The sequence below is a fragment of the Tabrizicola sp. genome (genome assembly GCF_041911175.1).
Classification (GTDB): domain Bacteria; phylum Pseudomonadota; class Alphaproteobacteria; order Rhodobacterales; family Rhodobacteraceae; genus Tabrizicola.
In genome coordinates this window covers 24,579-31,322 of the sequence record NZ_JAYRPN010000007.1, presented here as the reverse complement: position 1 = coordinate 31,322, position 6,744 = coordinate 24,579, and the positions used below count along the sequence as shown (strand labels likewise).

The window sequence follows — 6,744 nt, the reverse complement described above, 5'->3', positions numbered from 1 at the left end:
GTTTCAACGTGACCCGCGCGGTCCTGACCACCCCGTTCGCCGTGCTGGCCTGCCCCCGGTAGCTCAGCCCTGCAAGGTCGATCCCCAGCTTTTCCGCATCCCGCGCCGACAGCACCATCCCCGATGCCCCGGTGTCGACCATGAACGGCACCCCGGTCCCGTCGATCAACAGCGTCAGATAATAGTGCCCGTCCGCCGCCTGCGGCACCTCGACCGCGCCGTCCTGCGCGACCTCCTGGATCGGCATCACGTCCCGCCGGATGTCCGACCAGAGCCCGTAGCCCGCCATCACGCCGACGAAGATCAGCCCCCAGGCCAGCGCCATCCGCAGCGCCTGGCCCATCCGCTGCCGGAACTCCACCATCACCCAGCCGCCAAGGGCGACCAGGATGATCGCCAGATAGCCCACCCGGGCCAGGGTCTCGCCGTCCATCCGTTCCTCCGGTTCGGGCAGATATGGGGGCAGGGCGCCCGCTTGGAAAGATCAGCCGATCAGCCCCGTGCCCCTGATCCCGTCGATCACGAACTGCACCGACAGCGCGGCCAGCAGCATCCCCAGCAGCCGGGTGATGACGATCACCCCGGTCCGGCCCAGCATCCGTTCCAGGGGCGGCGAGGCGAGGAGGAAGGCGTAGGTCACCGCCATCATCGCCAGCATCAGCGCCAGGACCGCGATGGTCCCGCCCCAGCCCGGCCCCGACTGGCCCACGAGCAGGATCACCGAGGCAATCGCCCCCGGCCCGGCGATCAAGGGCGTCGCCAAGGGGAAGACCGAGGGGTCATGGTCCGGCTCCGCCTGCTGCCCCTCGCGCCGCTGGGTGCGGCGCTCGAACAGCATGTCAAGCGCGGTGAGAAAGAGGAGTATCCCGCCCGCGATGCGGAAGGCGGGCATCGAGATGCCGATGAAGGTCAGGATCGTCTCACCCGCGAGGCCGAACAACAGGAGCAGCGCCGCCGCGATCAGGCAGGCCCGCCGCGCCATCGCCTGGCGCTTCTCGGCGCCCATGCCACGGGTCAGCGCGATGAAGAGCGGCACGAGGCCCGGCGGGTCGATCACGACGAACAGCGTGGCGAAGGCGGTGATCAGGAAGGCGGTCTCGGGCATGGTCCCTCGCTTTGCCTCAGGCTAGGCGGTGCCTCGGCGTTTGGGAAGCGGAACCTGCGGAACCGGGGGCCGGCCCCCGGACCCCCGGGATACTTGGGCAAAGATGAAAGGAAGAGTTCGAAAGCCAGACATTCGCCTTGCCGCTGGTCCGGGGCAGAGGCATTGTTTTCAGTATTGCAACCGGATTGTATATACTTCGCGTATAGATCGTATATACATTTCCTCAAGCGGCGGCGAGATCGAGCCTTTCCTGCGCGGCCAACCACAGGCCTTCGGCCTTGTCCAGCGCTTCCATCACCTCGGCGTATTTCCGGTTCCAGGTTTCCAGCTCGCCCTTGCGGGTCTCTTCATAAAGTTCCGGGTCGGCGAGTTTCGCGGCCAGCTTGTCGCGCATCTCGTTCAGCTTTCCCAGCCGGTCCTCGCACTTGCGGACTTCGGCCTTCAGGGCCAGCATTTCATCTCGGCTGGCTTTCCTAGGTTTCTCAACAGGTTTTGCGGCGACCTTAACTTCCTCGTCGCCCGCGAGAAGCTGTCGGCGATAAGCCTCCAGGTCCTCGGTATAGGGCGTCACCGCGCCGCCCTTGACCAGCCAGAGCCGGTCGGCCACCAGCCCCAGAAGATGCATGTCGTGGCTGACCAGGATCACCGCGCCGGGGTATTCGGTCAGCGCCTCGACCAGCGCCTCGCGGCTTTCGATGTCCAGGTGGTTGGTCGGCTCGTCGAGGATCAACAGATGCGGCGCGTCGATTGTGGCCAGAAGCAGGGACAATCGCGCCTTCTGCCCGCCGGAGAGCCGTCCCACAACCGTGTCGGCCTGATCGGCCATCAAGCCGAACCCGGCGAGGCGCGCGCGGAGTTTCGGCTGACCCTCGGCAGGGCGCAGACGCATGATGTGCTGCAGGGGCGTCTCGTCCAGATGCAGCTCGTCGACCTGATGCTGGGCGAAATAGCCGATGCGCAGCTTCGACGACCGCGCAATGCGGCCCTCGGATGCTTGAAGTTTTCCCGCCAAGAGCTTGGAAAGGGTGGATTTTCCCTCTCCGTTCTTGCCCAGAAGGGCAATCCGGTCATCCTGGTCGATGCGCAGGTTCAGCCGCCGCAGCACCGGCGGGCCGCCGTAGCCCACGGCAGCGCCATCAAGATTGATGATCGGCGGTGCCAGTTCCTCGGGTTTCGGGAAGGTGAAGACCACCTTCTTCGCCTCTTCCGGCGCGGTGATCGGGGTCAGCTTCTCCAGCATCTTCACCCGGCTTTGCGCCTGCACGGCTTTCGACGCCTTGGCCTTGAAGCGGTCGACGAAGCTTTGCAGATGCGCCCGCCGGGCCTCGACCTTCTTCGCCTCGGCCTGCAACACGGCGCGGCGCTCGGCCATCTGGCGGGCGAACTGGTCGTAGCCGCCCTGCCAGTAGGTGAGCTTGCGGTTGTCGAGATGCAGGATGCCCTGCACCGCGCGGTTCAGAAGGCCGCGGTCGTGGCTGATGATCAGCACGGTATGGGGATATTTCTGCAGATAGCTTTCCAGCCAGAGCGCGCCTTCGAGGTCGAGATAGTTGGTCGGTTCGTCCAGGAGCAGGTAATCGGGCTGGGCGAAGAGCACCCCCGCCAGCGCGACCCGCATCCGCCAGCCGCCGGAGAAGGCGGAGCAGGGCATCAGCTGTTCCTCGGCATCGAAGCCCAGACCCTTGAGAATGCTGGAGGCCCGGCCTTCCGCCGACCAGGCGTCGATGTCGGCAAGGCGATGCTGGATTTCCGCGATCCGGTGGGCGTCATGCGCGGTTTCCGCCTCGGCCATCAAGGCCGCGCGTTCGGTGTCGGCCGCCAGAACCGTATCCAGCAGCGAGGTTTCCGACGACGGCACTTCCTGCGCCACGCCGCCGATCCGGGCGCGCTGGGGCAGGGTGATCGCACCGCCCTCCAGCGCCAGCTCGCCCCGGATCAGGCGGAAGAGCGTGGTCTTGCCCGCGCCGTTGCGCCCGACAAGGCCGACCTTGTGGCCGGTGGGGATGGTGGCAGAGGCGCCCTCGAACAGGGGGCGGCCCTCGACGTTGTAGGTGATGTCCTCGATCTTCAGCATGGCGCCCGATTGCCCGGTTTGGACAGCCGCGTCAATCGGGAGCCACGCGGAAGGATCGGATCAGTCCATCAAACCGTTCAGCAAGGCGGCATCGAAGCTCTGAAACGCCAACAGCGGCTGGTCGCCCTGGTCGGAGAAGACGAAGACGTTGATCTTGTCGTTGACGACGGTGACCCGGCAGAAGCGGTTCGGCCCGGCAAGCGCGGTGGGGCAGACCTCGATGTCGACATGGGTGACGCCCGCCTCGAACATCTCGTAGGTGAAGGGGGTGGCGTCCTCGGCCGCGGCGAGCGAGGGCAGGGCGAGAAGCATCAGGGTGGTCAGGCGGAGCATTGTGTATCCTCGTTTCTAATTCCTTAGCGTTTAGCTTGGTAATTTGAGGGGCGGAATGCGTCAAGCGGGCGCAGGCCATCTTTTCAAGGCCTCGCGCGCGTGATAGCAGCCCGACCATCCGAAAAGGGCCGCGTCGGCCCCAGAATGATGGAGAGCCACATGGCCGTTGAACGTACCCTGTCGATCATCAAGCCCGATGCGACCAAGCGCAACCTGACCGGCAAGATCGTTGCCAAGTTCGAGGAAGCGGGCCTGCGCGTCGTTGCCTCGAAGCGGATCCACCTGACGCCCGCCCAGGCCGGTGCCTTCTACGCCGAGCACAAGGAGCGCGGCTTCTATGGCGAGCTTTGCGCGTTCATGGCGTCCGAGCCGGTCGTGGTGCAGGTGCTGGAAGGCGAAGGCGCCATTGCGAAGAACCGCGAAGTGATGGGCGCGACCGACCCGGCCGCTGCGGCCGCGGGCACGATCCGCAAGGACTTCGCGCTGTCGAAGGGCGAGAACTCGGTCCACGGCTCGGACTCGGAAGCCTCGGCCGCGCGCGAGATCGCATTCTTCTTCTCGGGCCTTGAGCTGGTCGGCTGATCGCTTCAGCACGGATAGGGCGGCCCGGTCGGCGGACCGGGCCGTTTTCATTTGGACGGGGGTCACGCGCGGGCGATAGCGGTATTCGCATAATCCGTATTATGTAATATACTGGGCGCTGGAAAGGCTGGAACGACCGGGATATGACGCGGCCAACAAAGGGAGACTGCTCATGTTCGACCGTAGGATCAAGATCGCCCCCTCCATCCTTGCCGCCGACTTCGCCAATTTTGGTGCGGAATGTCGCGCGATTGAAGCTCAGGGCGCGGACTGGGTGCATGTCGACGTGATGGACGGGCATTTCGTGCCGAACCTGACTTTCGGCCCGGCGATGTGTGCGGCGATCCGGCCGCATATCAAGGGCGTGATGGACGTCCATCTGATGATCTCTCCGGTCGACGCCTATCTGGAAGCCTATGCCAAGGCCGGTGCCGATGTGATCTCGGCGCATGTCGAGGCCGGACCGCACATTCACCGCACGTTGCAAGCCATTCGCGGGCTTGGGAAAAAGGCTGGCGTGGCGATCAACCCCGGCACGCCGGTCGAGGCGGTCTCGGAACTGTTGGACATGGTCGACATGGTCTGCGTGATGACGGTCAACCCGGGCTTCGGCGGCCAGAGCTTCATCGAAAGCCAGGTCGCGAAAATCGCCCGCCTGCGCCAGATGATCGGCGACCGGCCGGTCCATATCGAGATCGACGGCGGGATCACGGTTGCCACGGCGCCGCTGGTGACGAAGGTCGGCGCGGATGTGCTGGTGGCGGGCTCGGCGGTGTTCAAGGGCGGCTCGGTCGACGATCCGGCCCCCTATGGCGCGAACATCCGGGCGATCCGCGCGGCCGCCGAGGCGGCGCTTGGCTGAGGCGCTGAACCTGGTCTTCGACCTGGACGGCACGCTGATCGACAGTGTGCCGCAGATTCACGCGGCAGCGAATATTGTCTTTTCGGCCAGAGGTTTGCCTGGCATTTCTCAGGAAGCCACAAGGGACTTCGTCGGAAATGGCCTTGGTGTTCTCGTCAGCCGCTCGATGCGCCATTTCGGGTTGAAACCGGACCCGGCGCTGCATGCCGAACTGATGGCGGGTTTCATCAGCATCTATGAGCAAGCCTTTGATCTGACGACACTCTACCCGGCTGTATCTACAGCGCTGGCGGACCTTGCACAGGCCGGACACCAGCTGGCGATTTGCACCAACAAGCCGTTGGGCGCGACCCGGGCCGTGCTGCGGCATTTCGGGCTGGACGCCCTGTTCCCGGTGGTGATCGGCGGCGACAGCCTGCCGCACCGCAAGCCGGACCCGGCACCACTATGGGCTGCCCTGCAGGCTCTTGGCCCGAGAAACGCGCTCTTCATCGGCGACAGCGAGGTCGATGCCGAGACGGCACGGGCGGCCGAGATCCCCTTTGTACTGTTCTCCGGTGGCTACCGGAAGGCCGCGCCGGAGACGATGGGGGCGAGGATGATCTTTGACGATCACGCCACCCTGCCCCGCCTGATCCACGAGCTTGCGCCGAGTCTTTAGCCTGCAAAGCCCCGGAATCGATGACAACTTCCGTCATCCGGTCGATTTGACGGCCAAATCACGGTACCAAGCATAGACAAGCCAAGGAAACCGGCCTTATCTCACGTCCAAGTTCCGATTGCCCGAGGCGGATACAACTGGCGCGGGCAGAGCGGGCAACAGGGATACGCATCATGACCGAGATCACACTTCTGACGCTGCTGAACCGGATCGCCACCTCATCCAGCATCGACGACGCCTGGGCCACGACGACCGGGTATTTCGCCGCTCTGGGATTTTCGCGTGTGAACTATGGGTTCACCCGGTTCAAGCACCTGAAGACCATCGGAGACCCGGATGATGCGTTGTTCCTTTCGACCTGCGACGCCGATTACGTCAAGCGCTACTTCCAGGGCGGCTTCTATGCGAAGACCCCGGTCTTCCGCTGGGCCGAGCACAACTCTGGGGCCTGCACCTGGTCCTGGGTGAAAGAGGCTTTCGAGGCCGGGCGGCTGTCGGCGGAAGAGGCCGACTCCGTGCGGCAGAACGCGGCGATGGGGATTGTCGCCGGGATCACTGTCAGTTTCCCCGAGGTGTCCGCGCGGTCAAAGGGCGCGCTGGGGCTGATCGCCGATCCGGGCCTCACACCCGATGCCGTCGATGCACTGTTCGCTGCCCGCAAGGATGAGATCATGGCGGTGGCGAACATGATGCACCTGACGATCGTGCATCTGCCCCAGCTCAGCCGCCACCGGGCGCTCTCCCCGCGCCAGCGCGAAGCACTGGAATGGGTGGCCGATGGCAAGACGACGCAGGACGTGGCGCTGTTGATGGGTGTCTCGCCCGCGATGGTCGAAAAGCACCTGCGTCTTGCGCGCGAGGCGCTGGCGGTCGAGACCACGGCGCAGGCGGTGGCGAAGGGCGCGCTGCTGAACATGATTTTCCAGCGCCTTCCCGAAGTGGCCCAGGCGGCACGCTGAGGCCTGGCAGATTCGACAACCCGCACCGCAGCCGCGGTCTGCATGAAAGGCTGCGGTGCAGGAGCAGAAGGCTGAGGTTCAAGGTAGGGTTTTCCCCACTCGCCCTTTCCGGGCCGCCGTGGAATGAAGTGCGCGTGACCCAAGGGAAACCGAAGGTGACGCGGACCG

The 6,744-nt window shown here is 65.0% G+C and carries 8 protein-coding genes; 4 read left to right on the top strand and 4 right to left on the bottom strand.

The window, feature by feature from the left end; all coding sequences use genetic code 11:
- From ACE3P6_RS00915 to ACE3P6_RS00900, 4 genes are all read right to left on the bottom strand, one after another.
- Positions 1-433 (bottom strand): TIGR02281 family clan AA aspartic protease (locus ACE3P6_RS00915; protein ID WP_374391099.1); only part of this gene is annotated, 433 nt, incomplete at its 3' end.
- Positions 434-484: 51 nt separating this feature from the next.
- The gene (locus ACE3P6_RS00910) at positions 485-1,105 is read right to left on the bottom strand and encodes a MarC family protein (protein WP_374391098.1); all 621 of its coding nucleotides are present in this window, start codon (positions 1,103-1,105) and stop codon (positions 485-487) included.
- Positions 1,106-1,328: 223 nt separating this feature from the next.
- Positions 1,329-3,179: an ABC-F family ATP-binding cassette domain-containing protein gene (locus tag ACE3P6_RS00905; protein WP_374391097.1), complete on the bottom strand. Its 1,851-nt coding sequence runs from the start codon at positions 3,177-3,179 to the stop codon at positions 1,329-1,331.
- Positions 3,180-3,239: 60 nt separating this feature from the next.
- Entirely contained in the window at positions 3,240-3,512 is a 273-nt protein-coding gene (locus ACE3P6_RS00900; RefSeq protein WP_374391096.1) for a hypothetical protein, read from the bottom strand.
- A gap of 159 nt (positions 3,513-3,671) precedes the next feature.
- On the opposite strand from ACE3P6_RS00900, the gene ndk reads away from it, so the two are divergent.
- From ndk to ACE3P6_RS00880, 4 genes are all read left to right on the top strand, one after another.
- Positions 3,672-4,094, top strand: coding sequence for a nucleoside-diphosphate kinase (ndk, locus tag ACE3P6_RS00895; RefSeq protein ID WP_374391095.1), 423 nt, complete (start codon positions 3,672-3,674; stop codon positions 4,092-4,094).
- Positions 4,095-4,266: 172 nt separating this feature from the next.
- On the top strand, positions 4,267-4,956 hold the full coding sequence (gene rpe, locus ACE3P6_RS00890) for a ribulose-phosphate 3-epimerase (protein WP_374391094.1): 690 nt from the start codon (positions 4,267-4,269) through the stop codon (positions 4,954-4,956).
- Complete coding sequence (gene gph, locus ACE3P6_RS00885; RefSeq protein WP_374391093.1) at positions 4,949-5,617, top strand: phosphoglycolate phosphatase; 669 nt, start codon at positions 4,949-4,951, stop codon at positions 5,615-5,617. Before rpe ends, gph begins: the two co-directional genes overlap by 8 nt.
- Before the next feature lie 173 nt (positions 5,618-5,790).
- The gene (locus ACE3P6_RS00880) at positions 5,791-6,576 is read left to right on the top strand and encodes a helix-turn-helix transcriptional regulator (protein ID WP_374391092.1); all 786 of its coding nucleotides are present in this window, start codon (positions 5,791-5,793) and stop codon (positions 6,574-6,576) included.
- Positions 6,577-6,744 lie beyond the last annotated feature (168 nt).